Origin of the sequence: Kribbia dieselivorans NBRC 106261 (assembly GCF_001552435.1) — a bacterium.
Taxonomy (GTDB): Bacteria; Actinomycetota; Actinomycetes; order Actinomycetales; family Dermatophilaceae; genus Kribbia; species Kribbia dieselivorans.
In genome coordinates this window covers 1-1,773 of sequence record NZ_BCRE01000276.1, presented here as the reverse complement: position 1 = coordinate 1,773, position 1,773 = coordinate 1, and the positions used below count along the sequence as shown (strand labels likewise).

The 1,773-nt window shown below is 71.9% G+C and carries 2 protein-coding genes; both read left to right on the top strand.

The genetic code is table 11. The features are described from left to right. Positions 1-102: 102 nt before the first annotated feature. On the top strand, positions 103-1,137 hold the full coding sequence (locus KD1_RS15830) for a glycosyltransferase family 2 protein (protein WP_281177631.1): 1,035 nt from the start codon (positions 103-105) through the stop codon (positions 1,135-1,137). 118 nt (positions 1,138-1,255) lie between these two features. Beyond that, a partial coding sequence (locus KD1_RS15825; RefSeq protein WP_217995919.1) for a hypothetical protein occupies positions 1,256-1,773 on the top strand: 518 nt, incomplete at its 3' end.

Genomic DNA, 1,773 nt, shown 5'->3' with positions numbered 1-1,773 from the left:
CTCGGAGCTTCGGCGAGGATCCGCCGGCGTGTCTGGCATGCGTTCCAGCGTAGGGCGTGGCGCTGGGCAACTCCTGTGTGGCGCGCCCGCAATACTGGGGCCGTGACGTCCCCCACCTCCCCCCAACCAGAGCCCACCGCCGCGCCGCCGGACCCCTGGCCGGCGGTGTCGGTGATCATGCCGGTGCTCAACGAGGAACGGCACCTCGCCGCGTCGGTCGAGCAGGTGCTCGCCCAGAACTACCCCGGTCCGATCGAGCTCATCCTCGCGCTGGGCCCGAGCCGCGACGCCACCGACGCCGTCGCGGCGAACCTGGCCCACGACGATCCGCGGGTGCATACCGTGCGCAACCCGACCGGGCGCACCCCGCAGGGGCTCAACGCGGCGATCAGCGCGTCGAATGGCAGTGTGATCGTGCGCGTCGATGCGCACTCGGAGATCCCCGCGACCTACGTCACCACCGCCGTGCGCACCCTGCTGGCCACCGGGGCGGACAACGTCGGCGGCATCATGGACGCCCAAGGCGAGACCGACTTCGAGCGCGCCGTCGCGTGTGCGATGAAGTCACGGATCGGCGTCGGGTCGGCGGCCTTCCACGTCGGCGGCGAGGGGGGCGAGGCCGACACCGTCTACCTCGGCGTCTTCCGTCGCGAGGCACTGGCCCGCGTCGGCGGGTACGACGAGCACTTCGCCCGGGCCCAGGACTGGGAGATGAACCACCGCATCCGCGCCACCGGAGGACGCGTGTGGTTCACCCCCGATCTCGTCGTCATCTACCGGCCCCGCTCGAGCGTCCAGCGACTGGCGAAGCAGTACTACCAGTACGGCCGTTGGCGTCGTGTCGTTGCGCGGCGGCATGAGGGCACGATGAACCTGCGTTACCTCGCTCCGCCGGCGATGGTCGTCGGCACGGCCGTCGCCGCCGTGCTCGGCCTCAAGGTGCCCGTCGCGCGGCTCGTGCCCTTGGCCTACGCGGCCGGAGTCGTCGTGGGCGGCCTGGCCATCTCTCGCGACGAGGAGTGGGCCACGCGGGTGCGGGTGCCGGCGGTTCTGGCGACCATGCACTGGTCCTGGGGGTGGGGCTTCCTGACCTCGCCGGACTCCCTCGCACACCCGGAAGGGCGCGCCGACACCTGAGGCTGGGAGCCCGATGGGTGGGTGCTGGAGGGCAGGCAAACTTTGGGTGAACGATCAACGGGCCCCTGACCTGCGGCTTTACCAAGAGACACCGGGCCGTTACCGTGGCCACGGATCGGTGGGCAGCGATTCGCCGCACGGCGACATGCGCTGGAAGCCGGTGCGCCGTAGCCCGACCTCGGGCGTGCCCCCAGCGGATCTCGGAGTCCCTCCTGTGAAGTCCATCGCTCGTGTCCTTGTTCGCACCTCGATCGCCGGGGTGATCGCCTCGATGCTCGTCGTCGTGCCATCCTCGGCGTTCCCCACCGCACCCGACCCGAAGCCGGTGCCCTCGTCGTCGGCCACCATCGCGCTCGACCACGTCGACGAGGCCGCCCTCGCCGCCGCCCCGGACGTGCCGGCCGATGAGCACGCCGGCGCGACGACCACGAAGCGGAGCGCCGCGGCCGACGCCCCCGCCTCGACGTCACCCGGGCGTGGACGCACCATCGTGGCGATGACCCGAACCCAGTCGACCGCGCGGTTCTCCGTCATGGGCGTGACGTGGGACGGCAACCGCCCCGATCTGACGACGTGGGTGCGCACCCGCAGCGACGGCCGCTGGAGCGCGTGGGAGGAACTGCACGCCGACGCCGC